Source organism: Arthrobacter sp. SLBN-83 (assembly GCF_006715285.1).
GTDB lineage: Bacteria > Actinomycetota > Actinomycetes > Actinomycetales > Micrococcaceae > Arthrobacter.
Window position 1 is genome coordinate 3,110,827 of record NZ_VFMX01000001.1, and the last position, 21,270, is coordinate 3,132,096.

The 21,270-nt window shown below is 66.7% G+C and carries 18 protein-coding genes and 2 tRNA genes; 16 read left to right on the forward strand and 4 right to left on the reverse strand.

Annotation, left to right across the window (positions count from 1 at the left end):
• The first annotated feature begins 10 nt into the window (after nt 1–10).
• The 3 genes from metG to FBY30_RS14515 all read left to right on the forward strand — a co-directional run bounded on the left by metG (nt 11) and on the right by FBY30_RS14515 (nt 3,927).
• The gene (metG, locus tag FBY30_RS14505; RefSeq protein WP_142133492.1) at nt 11–1,567 is read left to right on the forward strand and encodes a methionine--tRNA ligase; all 1,557 of its coding nucleotides are present in this window, start codon (nt 11–13) and stop codon (nt 1,565–1,567) included.
• An 81-nt stretch (nt 1,568–1,648) separates the two neighbouring features.
• Nucleotides 1,649–2,701: a 3-isopropylmalate dehydrogenase gene (locus tag FBY30_RS14510; protein ID WP_142133493.1), complete on the forward strand. Its 1,053-nt coding sequence runs from the start codon at nt 1,649–1,651 to the stop codon at nt 2,699–2,701.
• A 113-nt stretch (nt 2,702–2,814) separates the two neighbouring features.
• Nucleotides 2,815–3,927, forward strand: coding sequence for a branched-chain amino acid aminotransferase (locus tag FBY30_RS14515; RefSeq protein WP_142133494.1), 1,113 nt, complete (start codon nt 2,815–2,817; stop codon nt 3,925–3,927).
• A 79-nt stretch (nt 3,928–4,006) separates the two neighbouring features.
• Here FBY30_RS14515 and FBY30_RS14520 read toward each other — a convergent pair whose 3' ends face one another.
• Nucleotides 4,007–4,600 carry a hypothetical protein gene (locus FBY30_RS14520; RefSeq protein ID WP_142133495.1) on the reverse strand — a complete coding sequence of 198 codons (594 nt, stop codon included), beginning with the start codon at nt 4,598–4,600 and terminating at the stop codon, nt 4,007–4,009.
• Between the two features lie 149 nt (nt 4,601–4,749).
• On the opposite strand from FBY30_RS14520, the gene FBY30_RS14525 reads away from it, so the two are divergent.
• The 4 genes from FBY30_RS14525 (at nt 4,750) to FBY30_RS14540 (ending at nt 8,676) form a co-directional block, all read left to right on the forward strand.
• Nucleotides 4,750–5,574: an MBL fold metallo-hydrolase gene (locus tag FBY30_RS14525; RefSeq protein ID WP_142133496.1), complete on the forward strand. Its 825-nt coding sequence runs from the start codon at nt 4,750–4,752 to the stop codon at nt 5,572–5,574.
• Nucleotides 5,575–5,579: 5 nt separating this feature from the next.
• On the forward strand, nt 5,580–6,356 hold the full coding sequence (locus tag FBY30_RS14530; RefSeq protein WP_142133497.1) for a fumarylacetoacetate hydrolase family protein: 777 nt from the start codon (nt 5,580–5,582) through the stop codon (nt 6,354–6,356).
• A 68-nt stretch (nt 6,357–6,424) separates the two neighbouring features.
• Nucleotides 6,425–7,939, forward strand: coding sequence for a glutamate--tRNA ligase (gene gltX, locus FBY30_RS14535; RefSeq protein WP_142133498.1), 1,515 nt, complete (start codon nt 6,425–6,427; stop codon nt 7,937–7,939).
• On the forward strand, nt 7,939–8,676 hold the full coding sequence (locus FBY30_RS14540) for an HAD family hydrolase (RefSeq protein WP_142133499.1): 738 nt from the start codon (nt 7,939–7,941) through the stop codon (nt 8,674–8,676). Before gltX ends, FBY30_RS14540 begins: the two co-directional genes overlap by 1 nt.
• Nucleotides 8,677–8,757: 81 nt before the next feature.
• Here the strand turns inward: FBY30_RS14540 and FBY30_RS14545 are convergent, their stop codons facing one another.
• Nucleotides 8,758–10,320: a hypothetical protein gene (locus FBY30_RS14545; RefSeq protein ID WP_235009450.1), complete on the reverse strand. Its 1,563-nt coding sequence runs from the start codon at nt 10,318–10,320 to the stop codon at nt 8,758–8,760.
• Nucleotides 10,321–10,622: 302 nt separating this feature from the next.
• On the opposite strand from FBY30_RS14545, the gene FBY30_RS14550 reads away from it, so the two are divergent.
• The 4 genes from FBY30_RS14550 to FBY30_RS14565 all read left to right on the forward strand — a co-directional run bounded on the left by FBY30_RS14550 (nt 10,623) and on the right by FBY30_RS14565 (nt 14,470).
• Nucleotides 10,623–10,694: transfer RNA gene (locus FBY30_RS14550), tRNA-Gln, on the forward strand.
• 128 nt (nt 10,695–10,822) lie between these two features.
• A tRNA-Glu gene (locus FBY30_RS14555) sits at nt 10,823–10,898 on the forward strand.
• 189 nt (nt 10,899–11,087) lie between these two features.
• Nucleotides 11,088–12,857, forward strand: coding sequence for a dynamin family protein (locus FBY30_RS14560; RefSeq protein ID WP_200830695.1), 1,770 nt, complete (start codon nt 11,088–11,090; stop codon nt 12,855–12,857).
• A complete protein-coding gene (locus tag FBY30_RS14565; RefSeq protein ID WP_142133501.1) occupies nt 12,854–14,470 on the forward strand; it encodes a GTPase in 1,617 nt (538 codons plus the stop codon). Before FBY30_RS14560 ends, FBY30_RS14565 begins: the two co-directional genes overlap by 4 nt.
• Here FBY30_RS14565 and FBY30_RS14570 read toward each other — a convergent pair.
• Nucleotides 14,467–15,027: a DUF1697 domain-containing protein gene (locus tag FBY30_RS14570; RefSeq protein WP_142133502.1), complete on the reverse strand. Its 561-nt coding sequence runs from the start codon at nt 15,025–15,027 to the stop codon at nt 14,467–14,469. The two genes, FBY30_RS14565 and FBY30_RS14570, sit on opposite strands and share 4 nt — an antisense overlap.
• 43 nt (nt 15,028–15,070) lie before the next feature.
• The gene (locus FBY30_RS14575; RefSeq protein ID WP_009356552.1) at nt 15,071–15,790 is read right to left on the reverse strand and encodes an IclR family transcriptional regulator; all 720 of its coding nucleotides are present in this window, start codon (nt 15,788–15,790) and stop codon (nt 15,071–15,073) included.
• A gap of 113 nt (nt 15,791–15,903) precedes the next feature.
• Between FBY30_RS14575 and leuC the strand changes: the two genes are divergently transcribed.
• From leuC to FBY30_RS14600, 5 genes are all read left to right on the forward strand, one after another.
• The gene (leuC, locus tag FBY30_RS14580; RefSeq protein ID WP_142133503.1) at nt 15,904–17,358 is read left to right on the forward strand and encodes a 3-isopropylmalate dehydratase large subunit; all 1,455 of its coding nucleotides are present in this window, start codon (nt 15,904–15,906) and stop codon (nt 17,356–17,358) included.
• Between the two features lie 10 nt (nt 17,359–17,368).
• Nucleotides 17,369–17,971, forward strand: a complete 603-nt coding sequence (gene leuD / locus FBY30_RS14585; RefSeq protein ID WP_142133504.1) for a 3-isopropylmalate dehydratase small subunit — start codon at nt 17,369–17,371, stop codon at nt 17,969–17,971.
• Between the two features lie 146 nt (nt 17,972–18,117).
• Nucleotides 18,118–19,443: a UDP-N-acetylglucosamine 1-carboxyvinyltransferase gene (murA, locus tag FBY30_RS14590; RefSeq protein ID WP_142133505.1), complete on the forward strand. Its 1,326-nt coding sequence runs from the start codon at nt 18,118–18,120 to the stop codon at nt 19,441–19,443.
• 9 nt (nt 19,444–19,452) lie between these two features.
• Nucleotides 19,453–20,223, forward strand: coding sequence for a lysophospholipid acyltransferase family protein (locus FBY30_RS14595; protein WP_142133506.1), 771 nt, complete (start codon nt 19,453–19,455; stop codon nt 20,221–20,223).
• The gene (locus tag FBY30_RS14600; RefSeq protein WP_142133507.1) at nt 20,220–21,269 is read left to right on the forward strand and encodes an NAD(P)H-dependent glycerol-3-phosphate dehydrogenase; all 1,050 of its coding nucleotides are present in this window, start codon (nt 20,220–20,222) and stop codon (nt 21,267–21,269) included. The genes FBY30_RS14595 and FBY30_RS14600 overlap by 4 nt, the downstream gene beginning before the upstream one ends.
• Nucleotide 21,270: the final 1 nt, after the last annotated feature.

A 21,270-nucleotide genomic window follows, 5' to 3' on the forward strand; every position in this document is an offset into this window, starting at 1 on the left:
CCGTCCAACCGTGACTGCTCCAGAGAAAACGCCGTTCTACATCACCACGGCCATCACCTACCCCAACGGCGTGCCGCACATCGGACACGCCTACGAGTACATTGCCACCGATGCCATGGCGCGCTTCAAGCGGCTGGACGGCTATGACGTGATGTTCCTGACCGGCACCGACGAGCACGGCATGAAGATTGCCCAGACGGCGGAGAAGGAAGGCATCACGCCCAAGGAGCTGGTGGACCGGAACGCGGAGATCTACCAGGCCGCGCATTCCGCCCTTGGCATCAGTTACGACCGCTTCATCCGCACCACCGACGCCGACCACTACGCGGCGTCGCAGGCCATCTGGAAAAAGATGGAAGCCAACGGAGACATCTACCTCGACAAGTACGAGGGCTGGTACTCCGTGCGGGACGAGGCGTTTTACGCCGAGGACGAGACGGTGGTCAAGGACGACGGCGTGCGCTACTCGAAAGAGACGGACACCGAAGTGACGTGGACGGCTGAGGAGAGCTACTTCTTCCGGCTGTCCGCCTACCAGGACAAGCTGCTGGCCCTCTACGAGTCCCACCCCGAATTCGGCGCCCCGCAGTACCGGTTCAACGAGGTCATCAGCTTCGTCAAGCGCGGCCTCGAGGACCTGTCCATCAGCCGCACCACCTTCGACTGGGGCGTCCCCGTTCCGGGCAACGACAAGCACGTGATGTACGTCTGGGTGGATGCGCTGACCAACTACCTCACCGGCGTGGGCTACCCGGACGTGGACTCGGAGAAGTTCCGGAAGTACTGGCCTGCGGACGTGCACATCATCGGCAAGGACATTTCACGGTTCCACGCCATCTACTGGCCTGCCTTCCTGATGAGCGCCGGGCTTGAGCTGCCCAAGCGCGTCATGATCCACGGCTTCCTGCACAACAACGGGGTCAAGATGTCCAAGTCCCTGGGCAACGTGGTGGCCCCGGCGGATTTTGTGGCCCGCTACGGCTTGGACCAGGTGCGGTTCTTCTTCCTGCGCGAGGTTCCGTTTGGGGCGGACGGCAGCTACAACCACGACGCCATCGTGGGCCGGATGAACTCGGACCTGGCCAACAACTTCGGCAACCTGGCCCAGCGGTCGCTGTCCATGGTGGCCAAGAACTGCGGCGCCGCCGTGCCCGCGCCCGGTGCGTTCACTGCGGAGGACGACGCCATCCTGGCCCAGGCCAATGGACTGCTGGAGGCTGCCCGTGCCGCCTTCGACAAGCAGGAATTCAGCCGTGCCCTGGAGGCCATCTGGGGCGTGCTGCACCACACCAACGCCTACTTCGCCGAACAGGCCCCTTGGGTGCTGCGGAAGACCGACGTCGAACGCATGAACACCGTGCTGTACGTGACGCTGGAGGTGCTGCGGATCGTGGCCATCCTGGCCCAGCCGGTGATGCCGAACGCCACCGCCAAGCTCCTCGATGCGCTCGGCCAGCCGGAAGGCGATGCGCGGCTGTTCACCGCGATCTCCACCCCCATCGTGCCGGGGACCGGACTGCCCGCCCCCACGCCCGTGTTCCCCAAATTTGAGGAACCCACGGAGTAGCAAAACGCTGGAGCGATGCGCTCTTGTCCAAAAGCTGAGACAGCTTGACCACCATATGGATGTCTTGGCTACCCTGAAAACATGAGCGCATCCTCCATCGATCTTGCAGTAATTTCCGGCGACGGCATCGGCCCCGAGGTCATCGCCGAGGCCCTCAAAGTCCTGGAGAAGGCGGTGGCCGCGGAGGGTGTGCAGCTCAAGCCGACGCACTACGAACTCGGCGCCGGGCACTGGCTCGCCACGGGGGAGACCCTCCCGGACCATGTCCTGGAAGACCTGAAGAAACGCGATGCCATCCTCTTCGGCGCGGTGGGGGCCGCCCCGGGTGACACCCGCATCCCGTCCGGACTCATCGAGCGTGAACTGCTGCTCAAGCTCCGTTTCAGCCTGGACCACTACGTCAACCTGCGGCCGTCGCGGCTTTACGGCACGGTGGGCAGCCCGCTGGCCAACCCTGGAACCATCGACTTCATCGTGGTGCGCGAAGGCACCGAGGGCCCCTACGTCGGCAACGGCGGCACCCTGCGGGCCGGCACGCCGCATGAGGTAGCCACCGAGGTCTCCCTGAATACCGCCCACGGCGTGGAGCGCGTGGTCCGCGACGCGTTCCGCCGCGCCAGTGCAAGGGAGCGCAAGCACGTCACCCTGGTGCATAAGCACAACGTCCTGGTCTATGCCGGGCACCTGTGGAAGCGCACCGTCGAAGCCGTTGCGCAGGAGTTCCCCGAGGTCACCCACGACTACCTGCACATTGATGCCGCCACCATCTTCATGGTCACGGACCCGTCCCGCTTCGACGTGATCGTCACCGACAACCTGTTTGGCGACATCATCACCGACCTTGCCGCGGCCGTCACCGGCGGGATCGGCCTGGCGGCATCGGGCAACATCAACATGGACCGCACCGCACCGTCCATGTTCGAGCCGGTCCACGGTTCCGCGCCGGACATCGCCGGCCAGGGCAAGGCGGACCCCACCGCGGCCATCCTCTCCGCCGCGCTCCTGCTGGACCACCTGGGCTACGCCGAAGCCGCCCGGAAGATCGAAGCCGCCGTGGTTGCCGACGTCGAAAAGCGCGACGGCAGCCCGCGCAGCACCAGCGCAGTTGGCGACGCCATCGCCGCCGGCCTGTAGCTGTAAACGCCGCGGCCGGCTGCCGCCGGCTTCGGGCGTAAGCTTGTCTCGAATCACCAAATGCCGCCCCGTTGTTCAGCGCTGAACCGCGGGCGGCCGATCGTGGAGGAACCATGACTCAGACCGCCCATGGCGTCGAATTCACCCGGCAGCCCTCGGAGAACCCGAAGTCCGCCGAAGAGCGTGCAGCCATCCTGGCGAACCCGGGATTCGGCAACTACTTCACCGACCACACCGCCATCGTCGACTACAGCGTGGACGCGGACGGCAACGGCGGCTGGCACGATGCCCGGATCGAACCCTACGGTCCGATCGTCCTGGACCCCTCCGCCGCCGTCTTCCACTACGGCCAGGAGATCTTCGAGGGCCTCAAGGCCTACCGGCATGCCGACGGCTCCGTGTGGACCTTCCGGCCCGAGGCCAACGCGGCGCGCCTGAACAAGTCCGCCCGCCGCCTGGCCCTGCCCGAGCTGCCGGCCGAATACTTCCTCAGCGCCATCCGCGAGCTTGTGGCTGTGGACAAGGAGTGGGTGCCCTCCGGCGACGGCGAAGCCCTGTACCTGCGGCCCTTCATGATCGCCACCGAGGCCTTCCTGGGCGTCCGCGCTGCCCGCGAGGTGTCCTTCCGTGTCATCGCCTCGCCCGCCGGCAACTACTTTGGCGGCGAGCTCAAGCCCGTCTCCATCTGGATCTCCCGCCAGTATGCCCGGGCAGGCCGCGGCGGCACCGGCGACGCCAAGTGCGGCGGCAACTACGCGGCCTCGCTGATCGCCCAGCAGGAAGCGGAGGCCAACGGCTGCAAGCAGGTGCTGTTCCTGGACCAGGCCAATGACAACGCCGTGGAAGAGCTCGGCGGCATGAACGTGTTCTTCGTCCTGAAGGACGGTTCGCTGGCCACGCCCGCGCTCACCGGCACCATCCTGGAGGGCGTCACCCGCATGTCCGTGATCCAGGTGGCCAAGGACATGGGCCGCGAGGTGGCTGAGCGCAAGATCACCCTGGATGAATGGCGCGACGGCGTTGCCTCCGGCGAGATCACCGAGGTGTTCGCCTGTGGCACCGCAGCGGTCATCACCCCCATCGGGGTCCTCAAGGACGCCACCGAATTCATCGGCTCCGAGGACGCTAAAGCAGGCGAGGTGACCATGGCCATCCGCGAAAAGCTCCTGGGCATCCAGACGGGCGCGGAACCGGACACCCACGGCTGGTTGACCCGCCTGGCATAGCCCGTAACTTAAGCACGACGGCGCCTGCCGGACTTAGGTCCGGCAGGCGGCGTTCTGCGTTACGGCCGACGACGGTGGTTCAGCGCCGCGCTGCCTTCCGGGCCGCGTTCTTCATGGCTTTGCGCGACACCGGCTTGAGTGCCTTGCGCGCTGCTTCCTCCGCCAAAGCCCGGTTGCGGCGGGCGTCGATGATGTCGTTCCACAGCGTGGTGGCAAAAACGCCGCCATCCTGGGCGTACACATCGTACGGGTAGCCGGCGTAGACGGAGGGCATGGCCCCGCCGGTGAAGAGGTCCTTGTCGTTGGCCTTGGCCGCCGCGTTGCCCACAGCCCAGGCCCTGGTCAGGTGGCGGGTGAGGTTTTCCTGGACGAACACGATGGCGTCGCTGGACCGGGACGCCTGCTCCAGCAGGGTCTCCAAATCTGCGGCCAGGATGGCCGCGCCGGCCTGGTCCGCAGGTGCGGAGGCTGCCTCCAGTTCCGCAGTGATCCCCGAAACGGCTTCCGTCCAGTCCGCCGTGTCGCGGAATTTCTTCCAGGTGGGGAACCAGACGATGCTGCCGGTGGCGTGGTTGTGGATGTGCAGGAGGCCGGTGGCCTTCTCGGTTGCGGAATGGTCGTGGCCGTCCGTGTCCGCCTGGGCGAGAAGGTCTGCGAGTGTTGCTGTGCTCATGGGAGATATCCGGCTTCCTGCTGGTAATCGTAGTGCTGTCACTGGGTGCCAACTCCGGGCTGCGGGCGTTCTATTCCGCCGGTGGGTGACGTGCAGAGGCTGGGGAGCGGGTGCTCAATTGGAGGGAGGCCGCATGCAAGGATGGGTTCGTGACCACTGATTCCGGCCCCACCCTGCAACGCAGCTCCGGCTTCACCCAGTTCATCCTGGCCCCCAACCCCGGACCCATGAGCCTGGACGGCACCAATTCCTACATCCTGCGAGACCCTGGCCACTCGAGCGTAGTGGTGGTGGACCCGGGGCCCCAGGACGAAACGCACCTGGCGGCACTTGCCGGTGCCGGCGCCGTCGAGCTCGTCCTGGTAACCCACCGGCACGCGGACCACACTGCCGGTTCTGCCCGCCTGCACCAGCTGACGGGGGCACCGGTCCGCGCTGCGGATCCGCTCCATTGCCATGGTGGGGGAGCGCCACTCCTTGACGGCGAGCTGATCCGGGCGGCAGGGCTGGAGATCGCCGTGCTGGCCACGCCCGGGCACACCTCCGACTCCGTCTGCTTCCACCTGCCGGCAGACGGGGAGTACGGTGCGGTGCTGACCGGCGATACCGTGCTTGGGCGGGGGACCACCGTCCTGGACTACCCGGACGGCACGCTGGGTGACTACCTCGCGTCCCTGCACCGGTTGGCGGCACTGGGCCCCGCAACCGTCCTGCCGGCGCACGGGCCGGTGCTGCCGTCCCTCGAAGGCATCGTCCACGACTACCGGACGCACCGGGAGGAACGGCTGGCGCAGATCCGCGCGGCGCTGCGCCGGCTGGGCCGGGACGCGTCCGTAGGGGAAGTGGCTGACGCCGTCTATGCCGACGTCGGCCCCTCCGTCCGCCGCGCTGCGGAACTGTCCGTAGCCGCGCAGCTTTCCTACCTGCGCGAGGGGAATGGCGGGCAGGACGACGGCGGCGGGACGGTAGGGTAGGAGCCATGCGTATTGCCAGGTTTGTAGTCGATTCCGATCCCCTGTACGGCGTCGTGGAAGGTGAACCCGGCAGTGAGGAAATCACTGTCATCCACGGCGACCCCTTCTTCAATGGCGTGGAGCGCACCTCGGTGCGCCACAAGCTGGAGGACGTCCGGCTGCTTGCGCCCATCATTCCGCGCAGCAAGGTGATCGGGGTGGGCCGGAACTTCGTGGAGCACGCCAAGGAGCTGGGCAACGAAGTGCCGGCGCAGCCGCTGTTGTTCCTCAAGCCGAACACGGCCGTCGTGGGCCCGAATGATCCCGTGGTGCTGCCCGAGTTCTCCGAAGAGGTCTCGTTCGAAGCCGAACTCTGCGTGGTCATCGGCCGCATCTGCAAGGACGTGCCGGAAGAGCGCGTGGATGACGTCATCTTTGGTTACACCTGCGGCAACGACCTCACTGCCCGTGACGTCCAGAAGACCGACCTGCAGTGGACCCGTGCCAAGGGCTTTGACACCTCTGCCCCGCTGGGACCCTGGATCGAGACCGACCTGGACACGGAGGACCTGCAGATCCAGGGCCGGCTCAACGGCGAGGTGCGCCAGGATGGCAGCACCAGCCAGATGATCCGCGGCGTGCGCGAACTCGTGTCGCTGGTGTCGCAGGCCTTCACCCTGCTGCCCGGCGATGTGATCATGACCGGAACACCCGCGGGCGTGGGCCTGGTCAAGGAAGGTGACCGCTTCGAGGTGGAAATCGAGGGCATCGGCCGGCTGTCCAACCCCATCGTCCGCCGGTAACGCTGTCCCGGCCCAGTCCTGCCGGGCGGAAGGCCGGGCCCGGCCAGGCGGGTAAAGTTGAAGCCACTATGAGTATCGCTTCTTCGTCACCTGCCGCCTCCATTCCGCCCGTCACCGCCGAAACGCCCGTCCGCGTCCGTTTCTGCCCCTCACCCACGGGCACACCGCACGTCGGACTGATCCGGACGGCACTGTTCAACTGGGCCTACGCACGCCACACCAAGGGCACCCTGGTCTTCCGGATTGAGGACACGGACGCGGCACGGGACAGCGAGGAAAGCTACCACCAGCTGCTGGACGCGCTGAAGTGGCTGGGCATCGACTGGGACGAGGGCGTGGAGGTGGGCGGCCCCCATGAGCCGTACCGGCAGTCACAGCGCGGCGACATCTACCAGGACGTCATCAAGCGGCTGCATGAGGGCGGGTTCATCTACGAGTCCTTCTCCACCCCCGAGGAGATTGAGGCACGCCACCGCGCTGCCGGCCGGGACCCGAAGCTTGGCTATGACGGCTTTGACCGGCACCTGACGGAGGAGCAGCTGGCCCAGTACCGGGCGGAGGGCCGACAGGCTGTCCTTCGCCTGCGGATGCCGGACGAGGACATTACGTTCAACGACCTGGTGCGCGGTGAGATCACCTTCAAGGCCGGATCCGTGCCCGACTTTGCCGTGGTGCGCGCCAACGGCGCTCCCCTGTACACACTGGTAAACCCGGTGGATGACGCCCTGATGGGCATCACCCACGTGCTGCGCGGCGAGGACCTGCTCAGCTCCACGCCGCGGCAGGTGGCCCTGTACCGCGCGCTGTACGCCATTGGCGTTGCCGAGTACATGCCGGAGTTCGGCCACCTGCCCTACGTCATGGGACAGGGCAACAAGAAGCTCTCCAAGCGCGATCCCGAGTCCAGCCTGTTCCTGCACCGCGAGCGGGGCTTCATCCCCGAAGGGCTGCTGAACTACCTGTCGCTGCTGGGCTGGTCCCTCAGCGCGGACGAGGACATCTTCACTGTGGAGCAGCTCGTGGAGCACTTCGACATCCACGACGTCCTGGGCAACCCGGCACGCTTCGACCTGAAGAAGGCCGAGGCCATCAACGGCACCCACGTCCGGATGCTCGAGCCGAAGGTTTTCCGCGACCGCGTGGCGCACTACCTGCGCGAGGCGGGCCTGGTGGGGGAGATCCTGACCGACCGTGAGGAAGAGATCCTCACCGAGGCCGCACCGCTGGTCCAGGAACGCATCACCCTGCTGGGTGAAGCGCCGGAGATGCTGGCTTTCCTGTTCAAAGCGGACGACGCCATCGATATCGCCGATGACGCGCGCAAGGGCCTTCCCGCCAATCTTTCCGAGGTGCTGGACGCCGCCATCGCCGCCCTGGACCCGCTGGCTGATTGGACGGCGGAGGATATCCAGGCTGCCCTCAAGCAGGCCCTGGTGGAGGACATGGGCATCAAGCCGCGGCTGGCTTTCGGCCCCGTGCGCACGGCCGTTTCCGGCCGCCGCGTCTCGCCGCCGCTGTTTGAGTCCATGGTGATCCTGGGCAAGGAGTCCTCACTGCGCCGGCTCCGCGCCTTCCGCGGCTGATGTCCGCTCCCAGCCAGGCACGTGCCGCCGCTTTGAACACACCGTTCGGAGTTGTCCGTGGCGTCCTGTTCGACATCGATGACACCCTGGTGGACCTTGAGTACTCCATGACGACCGCACTGCGCGAGGTCAGTGAACACCTCCTGCCTGGCCTGGACCAGGCCGGGTGGGAGCGGTTCGGACGCATCTTCACGCACGAGACCACGCACTACTACGACCGCTACCTTGCGGGGGAGCTGACGTTCAACGAACAGCGCCTGCTCCGTGGCCGGGCCGCCCTGGGGCACTTCGGGGTGGAACTTGCCGACGGTGAGGAATCGCACCGGTGGCTGAGCGCCTATATGGAGAAGCAGCCCGCGTACGTCAAACCGTTTCCCGACGTGCTGCCGCTGCTCGACATTCTCGACGCCGCGGGCATTCCGTACGGTGCCGTGAGCAACAACGTCCACGACTACCAGCGGGCCAAGCTGGACGGTGCCGGACTGGAACGGGTCACCCATCTGGTGGGCACCGACACCCTGGGTGTCGCCAAGCCGGATCCGGCGATGTACCTGGAAGGCGTCCGGCTGCTGGGCACTGCCCCCGGCGAGACGCTCTATGTAGGCGACAACCGGCTGCTGGACGCGGAGGGTTCGACGGCGGCAGGGCTGGTGGGCGTATGGCTTAACCGCTCCGGCGAGGTCGTGGAAGACTTCGACGGCGGCATGGTCGCTTCCTTGAATCAGCTGTTGCGATAGACCAGCTGCCGCAAATAATTGCGCATGGCCGCGGCCCTTCGTGAAGGACCGCGGCCATCGGGTCAGCTGGTTCGGTGCCGGTCAGGCGGCTTTGAGGCCGACTGCCCGTCGGCGAAGGACCAGGTAGGCGGCGACGGCGGCAGCCACCAGCAGCGCCACGAGCAGCAGCGCAATTGCGGGGCTGTTGAGCCATGACGACGGCGAGACAGCCGCAACCTTGGTGTGCAGTTCCTCCGTCCCTGCCGCGATCCTCGAGTTGCCGTCCGCCAGCTTTCCGGCGCCTTCGGCGAGTTTGCCCGATCCGTCGTCCAGTTTGCCGTTGCCGTCAGCCAGTTTCCCCGTGCCGTCGGCGAGCTGGGCGGAGCCGGACTGCAGTTGGGCTGTGCCCTGGCTTAGGGTGACCGTGCCGTCGGAAAGCGCCTGGGTCCCGGCCAACAGGCCCGGGTTGGCTGGGTCGCCGTCGCCGTTGACTCCGGCGCTGAGTTTGGTGGTACCGTCCTGCAGGCTGTTGGCGGCGTAGATCAGACCGGGGTGGTCCGGGTCGCCGGGAACACCGTCCATGCCCACCCGGATTTTTGTGGTCCCCTCTGCCAGCATGGTGGTGCCCAGCACTACTCCCGGGTTCTGCGGGTCCGTCGCATTGAGTTTTTGCGCCAGGGTGGAAAAGCCTGCCTTCAGCCGTCCAGCGCCGTCGTTCAACTGGCCTGCTCCCGTGTTCAGCTTGTCCGTTCCGGCCTTCAGCTGCGCGGCGCCGTCGTTGAGCTTTGCTGCACCCGCATCCAGCTGGCCCGCCCCTGCGTAGGCCCGCCGGCCGCCGTCGGCCAGTTTGGCAATCTGGTCCTTGATCACCGCAAGCGGCACCAGGCCCTGGGGGCCGTTTGCCGCCGCCTCAAGCTGGTCCAGCCCCTGGCTGAGTGCGGCGAGCCCGTCGCCCTTGGTGGGATCGTTGCCCGCACCCGGGTACCCCTTCAGCTGCGCTGTTCCGCTCTTCAGCGCCCCTGTTCCGGCGCTGAGGCTGCCAGCCCCGGCGTCAAGTTGCCCGGCTCCCGCTGCGAGCTGCTCCGTTCCGGCAGCCAACTGCCCGGCGCCGTCGGCAAGGTTGTTGGGCGCGTTTCCGGCAGCGGTCGGGGTCAGGGCCGCCGAGAGGGCGACGGCGCCCGCCTGGAGCTTCTTTGCGCCGTCGTCCACCTGGTAGACGCCGGGAACGAGTTTGTTCAGGACGTCATTCTGCAATTTGGTGGTACCGGCATGGAGCTTGTCCACCCCGGGCGCCAGCTGGTCGCGCACGCCGGTGTAAATCTTTCCAGCGCCGGTCTGCAGTTGCGCGGCGCCTGCGTTCAAGGCGGCGCTGCCGTCCTTCACCTTGGCGGCCCCGTCCTTCACCTGCACCGCTCCCTTGTTCGCTGCGCCGGCGCCTGTGGCCAGCTGGCCTGAACCGTCCTTGAGCTGGTCAGCGCCCGCGGATGCCTGCTCGGCGCCATCCATCAGCTGTGCGGCACCGTTGGAAATCTGGCCTGTGAGATAGGTGTAGAAGGCAAGAAAGAGAGCCAGCAAGAGGGACAGGGCGACGACGGCGATGGACTGGGAGCGGAATCGGGGTTTGGCTGCTGCGATGGATGCTGTGCGGGTTGTCAACGCTGACACTTCCTAACTCTCCGCCGGACGACGCTGCCCGGTGGTGTGAACCGTGGTTGGTAAGGCGTTCCCGTTTTCCTCATGGGTGCCCGATGGCTGGGGCAGGGAGGTTGTTACCGATGGGTAACTTACTCGAGAGTAACCACATGCCTGGAGGCTGGGCAAGGGTTTTGCGGGATTGCTTTTGGCGGGAGGCTGGGCGCGCCTGCGATGTCGATTTGTGCGAGCGGAAAGTCTCGGGTAAAGTAATTTCTCGTGCTGAGGCGCACGGAGCAGGGAAAACGCCCTGAAAACCGGCCCGAAAGTACCATTGGGATATGGTGTAATTGGCAACACTACGGTTTCTGGTACCGTCATTCTAGGTTCGAGTCCTGGTATCCCAGCTCCGGTTTGGAGGCTGTTATCGGCCGCAAAACAGGAGGTTTCCACTCGGTTCGCCGATTTGAAACCAAAGCAAAGTGTGTGAAATACTCACTGAGCTTGAGCAGCGGAAACGCTGCCGAAAGTACTTGGCCCCATCGTATAGCGGCCTAGTACGCCGCCCTCTCACGGCGGTAACGCGGGTTCGAATCCCGCTGGGGTCACCATCGAAAATGGTCCCGGGCGACAGTCCGGGGCCATTTCTGTTTCCCCCAATGCCGGTCACTGGAATCCCCTGCAGATGGACAAGACCCCTCGTCATTTCATGGGGAGTTGTCCTTCAGACGGGGAGTGCACGGCTGCGGGCGACGCGCCGGGGCGGCTCCCGGCTACCGCTGAACTGGCATGATGTTGCTGTGACCTCCCGCAACGAGCACCACCGCCCCGCTCAGACGGCGCCGCAGGCTGCGGCGGCAGTGACGCTGCTGGAGGAAGTCCGTGCCGGCTTGGACGACGTCGCACTGCCGTTGGCGCTGCCGGCCGCGGAGCAGGCGCGGCGGGAAACGTCGGCCGCAGGGGCGCAACTTGATGACTACATCCTTCCCCGGTACCGCAGCCTGGACGCCCCGCTGCTCGCCGTCGTCGGCGGTTCCACAGGCGCGGGAAAATCCACCCTGGTGAACGGACTGATAGGGCATCCCGTGACCCGCGCCGGCGCCATCCGCCCCACCACCCGCCAGCCCATCCTGCTGCACAATCCCGCTGAGGCGAGCTGGTTCGAAGGCCAGCGCGTCCTGCCCGGACTGAACCGGATCCGCGGAACCCTGGCGGCCAGTCCGGTACCCGCGGCCCAGACCGGCTTGGCGAAGACGGCCATCGACTCGCTGGTGCTGCTGGCCGACCCTGCCGTGCCTGTAGGAATCGCCCTCCTCGACGCCCCCGACGTCGACTCCATTTCAGACCAGAACCGCCTGCTGGCCGGGCAGCTGCTGGCCGCGGCCGACCTGTGGGTGTTTGTCACCACGGCCAACCGGTATGCGGACGCCGTTCCCTGGAAGCTCCTTCTGGACGCCGCTTCCCGCGACATCACCGTGGCGGTGGTGCTGGACCGTGTACCGCTGGGCGCCGAGGCCGAGGTGAGCCAGGACCTTAGGGGACTTCTCGACCGTGAAGGACTCTCTGCAAGCCGCCTCTTCGTGATCCAGGAAACCGTCCTGGACCAAGGCGGGATGCTGCCTGCAGGAACCGTGGACGAGCTGCGCGGGTGGCTGTCGTCGCTGGCAGCCGACGCCGCCGGCAGGGCCGACGTCGCGCGCCGGACCCTGAACGGCGCCGTCCGCGCACTGGCCCAGCGCATCACGGACATCACGGACGCCGTCCGTGAACAGGAAAGGGCAGCTGCACGGCTCGAAGCGGATGCCGTGGCCGCCTACGGTGACGCGGCCACCAGGATCCTCGACGCCACCCGGGACGGCGCGCTGCTGCGCGGCGAGGTCCTGGCGCGCTGGCAGGACTTCGTGGGCACCGGCGAGTTTTTCCGGACGCTTGAGCAGAACGTGGGGCGGTTCAGGGACCGCCTGGGCGCTTTCTTCCGGGGTGAGCCGGCTCCGGCGGTCCGGGTTGAGGCGGCCATCGAGACCGGGCTGCAGGCGGTGATCGTCGACGAAGCAGCCAACGCTGCCGAGGACACTGACCGGCGGTGGCGGTCGGATCCGGCTGGCCGCCAGTTGCTGGGCCGGGACGATTTGTCCGGTACCACGCCGGACTTCGCCGACCGGGCGGCCGCCGAAATCCGGGCCTGGCAGGAAGCATTGATGGAGCTGATCCGCACGGAAGGGCAGGGCAAGCGCACCCAGGCCCGCTGGTTGTCCTTTGGCATCAACGGACTCGGTGCCGCGCTGATGATCGTGGTGTTCTCCATGACAGCCGGACTGACGGGTCTTGAGATCGGCGTCGCGGGCGGCACCGCCGTCGTGGGCCAGCGCCTGCTGGAGGCCGTATTCGGCGAGGATGCGGTGCGCCGCATGGCGGACAAGGCCCGTGAGGACCTGGCGGCGCGCTGCCAACAACTGCTGGAGGATGAACAGCAGAAGTTCCTGCAGCGCCTGCCGGAGGAAAATCCCGGCCTTGTGCAGCGGCTTGCTGCCCAGGCCGGGGAACTTGCACGGCTGGCGGAGAAGGCGTGAGCCGCCACAGCGGGGCGCGGGGGTCCACGCGGCTGGACAACCGGCTCCAGGCCCTCCAGGACGCCCGCGAATTGGGCGAGGGGGTGGTTGCGGACGAGGCGCTGCAGGAAGCATTCGATGTGCTCGAGCGCGCCAGTTCCCGCCGCTCATTGTCCGCCGACCACACCGTGGTGGGCTTTTTCGGCGCGACGGGCAGTGGCAAGTCCTCCCTGTTTAACGCCGTCAGCGGCGCGGAAATCGCGACGGCGGCGGCGCGCCGTCCCACCACCTCGGAACCATTGGCGGGGGTCTGGGGAGCAAGGGAGAGCGAGGCGCTTTTGGACTGGCTGGAGGTGGGAAACCGGCACCACGCCGCCCCGGTGGACGGCTTCGCCGATGAACAGACCGGACTGATCCTGCTGGACCTGCCTGACTTCGACTCCACCCGGGCGGCCAACCGCGAGATCGTGCAGCGGATGGTGGGGATGGTGGACGTCCTGGTCTGGGTGCTCGACCCGCAAAAATATGCCGACGCCGCCCTCCACAACGGATTCCTGGCGCCCCTTGCAACCCACGGCGCCGTCACGCTCGTGGTCCTGAACCAGGTGGACCGGCTGCCTGCGCATGACGTGCGGCCGGTGCTCGACTCGCTGCACGCGATCCTTGCAGGGGAGGGGCTGGAACAGGTACGGGTGCTTGCCTCGTCGGCAACGACCGGAGTGGGAATCCCTGAAGTGCGTGCTGCCATCCGCAAGGTCGTTGTCCAGCGCGAGGCCCAGTCCCGGCGGTTGGACGCCGATGTGACCAAGGCGGCGGAGGACATGCGGCGCGCCTCCGGTGAAGGGGAGGCTGCGGGGGTGCGCGCCGGGGCAAAGACGAGGCTGGCTGAGGAACTGGCACAGGCAGCGAACGTCCCCGCCGTGGTGCGCGCCGTGGGGCAGTCCTACCGCCTGGAGTCCGTGCGCAGGACAGGCTGGCCGGTAACCCGCTGGCTCTCCCGCTTCCGGCCCGACCCGCTGCGGCGGCTCAACCTGCGGCGCGATACGCCTTCCGAACTGAACAGGACATCGCTGCCGCCCGCCGGCGCCCCGGAACGGGCAAGGACGGATGCGGCGGTCAGGGAATTTGCGGATTCAGCCAGTGCGGGAGCGCCGGGACCCTGGCGGGCGGCGATCCGGGGGACGGCAAGGGCCGGAAGGGACAGGCTGCCCGACGCGCTGGACCAGGCCATCGCCGGAACAGACCTCGGAGCCAACCGCACAGCCTGGTGGTGGGGAGTCTTCAACATCGTGCAGTGGCTGGCGCTGCTGACGGTCGTGGGCGGCCTGGGCTGGCTGGGCGTCCTGGCCGGGCTGGCCTACCTGCAGTTGCCGGTGCCGGAGGTACCGCGTGTGGAGGGATGGCCGGTGCCCACCTTGATGATTGCGCTGGGCGTGGTGTTGGGGATCTTCCTGGCCATTACCGGTCGCTTTATTGCGGCAGGGGCTGCACGGGCGCGTGCCGCAAGGGCCCGACGCCGGCTCAACAGTGCCGTTGCAGGTGCGGCTGGGGAGCTGGTGGTTGCCCCAGTGGAGGCGGAAATTGCCCGGCTGGCTGCCTTCAACAAAGCGCTGAAGAAGGCAGGGCCAGGCTAGGAGCTTGTTGCCTGTCCGGCGTCGAGGGCGGCCGCGGCGTCGCGGACCTTTATTAAGGTGCGCAGGTTCCGGGTGGTGGTGGCCGCCTTGAACTTCGCCTTTGAGCTGATCTTGCTGAAGGGACTGTCCAGGGTTCCGCCCACCGGGGCGAGCCAGGCAAGGGCCTCCGGCCCCAGCCGCTGCTGGTCATGCTCCTCCAGCAACGATCCCGCTGCTTCCAGCTCATCCAGGACAGCGGTGTCCGATGAGATGGTTATGTAGGTGTGCGTGGACTTGTCGTCCTCTGGGTAGGGGCAAGCTTCCACCAACTGGGCCACCTTCCCGGCATCCAGCACCACAACCCATGCTTCGTAACCAAAGGCTGCACGCAGGCACCGCTCGCATTCGTGCTTGACGGCGGCTGCGTCCAGCTTGCTGGAGAGAACCACGTTTCCGCTGGCCAAAAGCGTCTTGGCGTCGGGGAAGCCGCTCTTCTTCAATGCGTCCCGTAGATCGGCCATCCTGATATTGATTCCGCCCACATTGATGCCGCGGAGGAACACTGCATAGCTGCCCATGGCCACAGCCTAGCGGCGGGAACGGCCGGGGGAGTGGAGGGTGTTAGTCGTTGTTTTTCCGCAATGCCTCGGTGAGGATCCGGCCGGCGTTGCATACCACTTCGGCGTGCAGGCGCCCAGGCTGGCGGGTCAGCCGCTCGATGGGTCCGGAAATGGAGACGGCGGCAATCACCCTGCCGGACGGACCGCGGACGGGGGCCGAGACGGAGGCGACCCCGGGCTCGCGTTCGCCAAGGCTCTGTCCCCAGCCCCGCCGTCGTACGCCTGCCAGGACGGTGGGCGTGAAGCGCGCGGACTGCAGGCCCTCCAGAAGCCTGTCATGGTCCTCCCAGGCGAGCAGGACCTGGGCGGCGGAGCCTGCTTTCATGGACAATTGGGTGCCGACGGGGATGGTGTCGCGCAGCCCAATGGGGCGTTCGGCGGAGGCGACGCAGACGCGCCAGTCGCCCTGCCGCCGGAAGATCTGGGCGCTCTCACCCGTGGCATCGCGCAACTGCATCAGCACGGGGCCCGCGGAGGCGATCAGGCGGTCCTCGCCCGCGGCCGAGGCGAGCTCCACGAGCCGGCTGCCAAGGACGAACCGGCCTTGGATGTCGCGGCTGACCAGCCGGTGGTGCACCAGTGCCAAAGCGAGGCGGTGGACGGTGGGGCGGGCCAGTCCGGTAGCGGCCACCAGCTGCGCCAGCGTGGTGGGTCCTGCCTCGAGTGCGTCGAGCACCTGGGCCGCTTTATCAATGACACCGACTCCACTAGAATTGTCCATGTAATGATATTGCCGTCTCAATATCTGAGATGCAAATCTTTCGGCTGGCGCAGCGCGGAGCCGTCCTGATTCAGTTGGACTAATCAGCCAAACAGCAGTGAAGGGAGATGGCCATGGCAAAGACATTGGCCGAGAAAGTCTGGGACGCACACGTGGTGCGCAAAGGTGACGGCGAAGGTGCCAACGCCCAGCCCGACCTTCTGTTCATCGACCTCCACCTTGTCCATGAAGTCACGTCCCCGCAGGCGTTTGAAGGCCTGCGCCTGGCCGGCCGCAAGCTGCGCCGCCCGGACCTGACCATTGCCACCGAGGACCACAACACCCCCACGCTGGACATCGACAAGCCCATCGCCGATCTCACCAGCCGCACCCAGATCGAGACCCTGCGCCATAACTGCGCGGAGTTCGGTGTCCGGCTGCACAGCCTGGGCGACGCCGAACAGGGCATCGTCCACGTGGTGGGCCCGCAGCTGGGCCTCACCCAGCCGGGCATGACCGTCGTCTGCGGGGACTCGCACACCTCCACCCATGGCGCCTTCGGTGCGCTGGCCATGGGCATCGGCACCTCCGAGGTGGAGCATGTCATGGCCACCCAGACCCTGTCGCTGAAGCCTTTCAAGACCATGGCCATCAACGTCGAGGGAACGCTGCGTCCCGGCGTCACGGCCAAGGACATTATCCTGGCCGTCATTGCCAAGATCGGCACGGGCGGCGGGCAGGGCTACGTCCTGGAATACCGCGGCTCCGCCATCCGCGCCCTGTCCATGGAAGCGCGGATGACCATCTGCAACATGTCCATCGAAGCCGGCGCCCGGGCCGGCATGGTGGCCCCGGATGAAACCACGTATGCGTACATGTTGGGCCGCCCGCACGCGCCTGCAGGCGCTGAGTGGGACGCCGCCGTCGAATATTGGAACACGCTGAAGACCGACGACGACGCCACCTTCGACGTCGAAGTGGACCTGGATGCCGACACCCTGGAGCCGTTCGTCACCTGGGGCACCAACCCCGGGCAGGGCGTGTCCCTGTCCCAGGCCGTACCGAACCCGGCAGACTTCGGTGACGAAAACGCCAAGGCGGCCGCCGAACGCGCCCTGCAGTACATGGGCCTGGAAGCCGGCACGCCCATGAAGGACATCCGCGTGGACACCGTCTTCCTGGGCTCCTGCACCAACTCGCGCATCGAGGACCTGCGCGCCGCGGCGGACATCATCCGCGGCCGCGAAAAGGACCCGAACGTCCGGATGCTGGTGGTTCCGGGTTCGGCCCGTGTCCGCCTCGAAGCCGAGGCCGAGGGCCTGGACCGCGTTTTCAAGGACTTCGGCGCCGAATGGCGGTTCGCCGGTTGCTCCATGTGCCTGGGTATGAACCCGGACCAATTGGAGCCGGGGGAGCGGTGCGCCTCCACGTCCAACCGCAACTTTGAAGGACGCCAGGGCAAGGGCGGCCGCACGCACCTGGTCTCCCCGGTGGTGGCTGCAGCCACGGCGGTGCGCGGCACGCTCAGCTCGCCGTCGGACCTTGCACCGGCACCCGAACCCGCCGCCATCCGCATCGACGCAGCCTAGGACAGACACCATGGAAAAGTTCACCAAGCACACCGGCATCGGCGTCCCGTTGCGCCAGAGCAATGTTGACACCGACCAGATCATTCCCGCGGTGTACCTCAAGCGCATCACCCGGACCGGTTTCGAGGACGCGCTGTTCTCCGCCTGGCGCAAGGACCCCTCCTTCATCCTCAACCAGGAGCCCTACAATGCCGGCTCCGTGCTGGTGGCCGGCCCGGACTTTGGCACCGGTTCCTCCCGCGAGCATGCGGTGTGGGCGCTCAAGGACTACGGCTTCAAGGCCGTGCTGTCCTCCCGCTTCGCGGACATCTTCCGCGGCAACTCGGGCAAGCAGGGGCTGCTGGCCGCGCAGGTGGCCCAGGACGACATCGAGCTGATCTGGAAGGAACTCGAGAACGCACCGGGCACCCAGGTGACGGTGGACCTCGAGTCCAAGACCGTGGTGTGCGGCAACATCGTGGCGCCGTTCGAGATCGACGACTACACCCGCTGGCGCCTCCTGGAAGGCCTCGACGACATCGGGTTGACCCTCCAGCATGAGGCCGACATCACCGCCTACGAGGCGACGCGACCGGCGTTCAAGCCCAAGACCCTGCCGGCAAAGCTGTCCTAGCCTCCCGGCACCATTCCCGCGGCGGGGCGCGTCCGCCACGCCCCGCCGCCGGTGCCCCCTTATTTCGGTTCGGTAACGCGACCTCCTATGCTTGGTTGGAGCCTTTGCAAGGTTTTGGGGGCTAGTGATCGTGAGGAAACCGGTATATGAGTAGTGTTCTGACAATCCGCGGCGGTGTCCCGCTTACAGGCCGCGTCAGCGTCCGTGGGGCAAAGAATCTTGTCCCCAAGGCAATGGTTGCGGCGTTGCTGGGCAACGAACCTTCGGTGTTGCGGAACGTGCCGGAAATCAAGGACGTGGAGGTGGTCACCTCCCTACTCCAGCTGCACGGCGTGACTGTGGAGAAAGACCCGATCAACGGTGATCTCACCCTCGACCCCAAGGCGGCCAAGACGGCGCCCAGCACGGCCATCGACGCGCACGCCGGAGACTCGCGCATCCCCATCCTGCTGTGCGGGCCGCTGATCCACGCGATCGGCGAAGCCTTCATCCCCGACCTGGGCGGCTGCAAGATCGGCGACCGCCCCATCGACTACCACCTGGACGTCCTGCGCCAGTTCGGCGCCGTGGTGGAGAAACGCCCGGGCGGCATCCACATCTCCGCGCCCAAGGGACTGCACGGAGCCAAGATCTCGCTGCCGTACCCGTCCGTGGGCGCCACCGAGCAGGTCCTGCTGAGCGCCACCCGCGCCGAGGGCATCACCGAACTGTCCGGCGCAGCCACCGAGCCGGAAATCGTCGACCTCATTGCGGTACTGCAGAAGATGGGTGCCATCATCAGCGTCCAGACGGACCGCACCATCCGCATTGAGGGCGTCCGCGACCTTGGCGGCTACAACCACCGTGCCCTCTCGGACCGCAACGAGTCGGCTTCCTGGGCATCAGCTGCGCTGGTGACCCGCGGCGACATCTTCGTCGAGGGTGCATCCCAGCGCGACATGATGACGTTCCTGAACACCTACCGCAAGGTGGGCGGCGGCATGGACATCGGCGAGGACGGCATCCGGTTCTACCACAAGGGCGGAAAGCTCAACCCGCTGGTCCTTGAAACGGACGTCCACCCCGGCTTCATGACGGACTGGCAGCAGCCGCTCGTGGTGGCACTCACCCAGGCCGAGGGCGTCTCGATCGTCCACGAAACGGTGTACGAGAACCGGTTCGGCTTCACCGACGCCCTGATCCGCATGGGCGCCAGCATCCAGGTCCACCGGGAGTGCCTGGGCAGTGTTCCGTGCCGGTTCGGCCAGCGGAACTTCCTGCACTCAGCCGTGATTTCGGGCCCTACCCAGCTCAAGGGAACCGACATCGACGTTCCGGACCTGCGCGGCGGCTTCAGCCACCTGATCGCCGCCCTGGCCGCCACCGGAACCTCACGGGTCACCGGCATCGACATCATCAACCGCGGTTACGAGCGTTTCACCGAGAAGCTCGCTGGACTCGGTGCCGATTTCGACATCACCACCACGAAGTAGAGCGGGACTGTGAAGGAATCTGCCAAGAGCAGGGCCACGTTTGTGTTCATCGCCGGCATCGCCCGGCCCTTGTTGAACCTGATGATGTCCAAGACGTGGGAGGGCACCGACAAACTTCCCGCCAGCGGCTTCATCGCCGCGCCCAACCACTGCACCGAAATCGACCCGCTGGTGGTGGGCCACATGCTCTACAACCAGAGGCGTGCGCCGCATTTCCTCGCCAAGGCATCGCTGTTCAAGGTGCCCGGCCTTGGCCCGCTCCTGAAAGCCACCAAGCAGGTGCCGGTGGAGCGTTCGACAGCGGGAGCGAACCGGTCGCTGCAGGTGGCACAGGAGATCGTGGCTGAGGGTGGTGCCATCATCATCTACCCCGAGGGCACGCTGACCCGCGATCCTGACCTGTGGCCGATGAAAGGACACACGGGCGCTGCCCGGCTCGCCCTCGAAGGTGGAATTCCGGTGGTGCCCATCGCCCACTGGGGTGCGCACGAGGTGTTCCCCCGGTACGGCAAGCGTTTCCACCTGTTCCCGCGGAAGCGTTCTCGGGTCGTGGTGGGGGATCCGGTGGACCTGAGCGCGTTCAGCGGCCGTCCCCTGGACAAGGCAACGCTGACGGAGGCCACGGACGTGATCATGGACGCAATCACGGCGCTTCTTGCCGGCCTGCGCGGTGAGCAGCCGCCGGCGGAACGCTGGGACCCGGCCAAGCAACATCAGGCCAAGCATGGGCGTTTCGTGGAACGCGGACAGCAGCCCGGTGCGGGAACGGAAGCTCCGTGACCACTGACGCAAAGCCGGGAGCGGCCCGCACGGTGGCCGTACTTGGTGCCGGATCATGGGGGACCACCTTCGCGAAGATCCTCGCGGACGCAGCCATCGCCACCGGGACGCAGCGTGCCATCAAGCTGTGGGGCAGGCGCGCCGAGGTGGTGGAGGAGATCAACACCAGCCACCGCAACAGCGACTACCTCAAGGACATCGTCCTGCCGGAGAGCATCACGGCGTCCACCGACGTCCGCCAGGTGCTGGCAGGGGCCGAACTTGTGGTGGTTGCCGTTCCGGCCCAGTCACTGCGCCCCCAGTTGCGGGAGTGGAAGGACATGATCGCCCCCGGCGCCGTCGTCGTCTCCCTTATGAAAGGCCTGGAGCTGGGAACGGACGCCCGGATGAGCGAGGTGATCAGCCAGGAACTGGGACTGCCGCTGGAACGCATCGCCGTCGTCTCCGGACCCAACCTCGCCATGGAAATTGCCCGCGAGGAGCCCACGGCATCCGTGGTGGCCTGCACGGACTCCGCCACGGCCGGCTGGCTTGCCAGGACCTGCACCGCCCCCTATTTCCGGCCGTACACCACCACGGACGTCGTTGGCGTCGAAATCGGCGGCATCGTCAAGAACGTGATCGCGCTGGCCGTGGGAATCTGCGAGGGCAAGGAGATGGGGGACAACACCAAGGCCTCGGTGATTACCCGGGGGCTCGCGGAAACGTCCCGCCTCGCGCTGGCGCTGGGCGGCGAGGCCAAAACCATGGCCGGACTCGCCGGCCTGGGCGATCTCGTGGCAACCTGTTCGTCCGCGCTGTCCCGGAACCATACCGCCGGCAGGCTGCTGGGCCAGGGCCTGACGCTGGAGGAGGTGGGCCGCAAAATGACCCAGACCGCCGAAGGCATCAAGTCAGGCCAGGCCGTCCATGAACTCGCCGGCAAGCTCGGCGTCGAGATGCCCATTACTGCCGCCGTTGTGGCGGTGCTGGCAGGCAAGCTGTCCGTTGACCAACTGGGGCCGGTTCTGCTGTCCCGGGAATTGAAACCTGAAGGCGATTACTGAC

Excerpts from the sequence above, each read along its gene's own strand:
- murA (WP_142133505.1), top strand. The coding sequence starts at position 18,118 with ATGAGTAGTGTTCTGACAATCCGCGGCGGTGTCCCGCTTACAGGCCGC.
- FBY30_RS14510 (WP_142133493.1), top strand. The coding sequence starts at position 1,649 with ATGAGCGCATCCTCCATCGATCTTGCAGTAATTTCCGGCGACGGCATC.
- FBY30_RS14540 (WP_142133499.1), top strand. The coding sequence starts at position 7,939 with ATGTCCGCTCCCAGCCAGGCACGTGCCGCCGCTTTGAACACACCGTTC.
- FBY30_RS14530 (WP_142133497.1), top strand. The coding sequence starts at position 5,580 with ATGCGTATTGCCAGGTTTGTAGTCGATTCCGATCCCCTGTACGGCGTC.
- FBY30_RS14520 (WP_142133495.1), bottom strand. The coding sequence starts at position 4,600 with ATGAGCACAGCAACACTCGCAGACCTTCTCGCCCAGGCGGACACGGAC.
- gltX (WP_142133498.1), top strand. The coding sequence starts at position 6,425 with ATGAGTATCGCTTCTTCGTCACCTGCCGCCTCCATTCCGCCCGTCACC.
- leuC (WP_142133503.1), top strand. The coding sequence starts at position 15,904 with ATGGCAAAGACATTGGCCGAGAAAGTCTGGGACGCACACGTGGTGCGC.
- FBY30_RS14515 (WP_142133494.1), top strand. The coding sequence starts at position 2,815 with ATGACTCAGACCGCCCATGGCGTCGAATTCACCCGGCAGCCCTCGGAG.
- FBY30_RS14575 (WP_009356552.1), bottom strand. The coding sequence starts at position 15,790 with ATGGACAATTCTAGTGGAGTCGGTGTCATTGATAAAGCGGCCCAGGTG.
- leuD (WP_142133504.1), top strand. The coding sequence starts at position 17,369 with ATGGAAAAGTTCACCAAGCACACCGGCATCGGCGTCCCGTTGCGCCAG.
- FBY30_RS14570 (WP_142133502.1), bottom strand. The coding sequence starts at position 15,027 with ATGGGCAGCTATGCAGTGTTCCTCCGCGGCATCAATGTGGGCGGAATC.